Raw genomic sequence first — 209 nt, 5'->3', positions numbered from 1 at the left:
GTGGTGATGGTCCCGGCATTGGTCAGCGTCTGTGGGTCATTTACCTTCGCGCTATTGTCGGCGGCGGTGGTGATGGTCCCGGCATTGGTCAGCGTCTGCGAGTCATTTACCTTCGTGCTATTGTCGGCGGCAGTAGTGATGGTCCCGGCATTGGTCAGTGTCTGTGGATCATTTACCTTCGTGCTATTGTCGGCGGCAGTGGTGATGGT

Annotated in this window: 1 protein-coding gene; it reads left to right on the top strand. The window is 56.9% G+C overall.

Annotated elements, in window-relative coordinates; translation table 11 throughout:
- Window positions 1-209 (top strand): hypothetical protein (locus Xsze_RS22355; protein WP_211293385.1); only part of this gene is annotated, 209 nt, incomplete at both ends.

Origin of the sequence: Xenorhabdus szentirmaii DSM 16338 (assembly GCF_002632585.1) — a bacterium.
Taxonomy (GTDB): domain Bacteria; phylum Pseudomonadota; class Gammaproteobacteria; order Enterobacterales; family Enterobacteriaceae; genus Xenorhabdus; species Xenorhabdus szentirmaii.
This window is presented reverse-complemented; position numbering and strand designations above follow the sequence as displayed.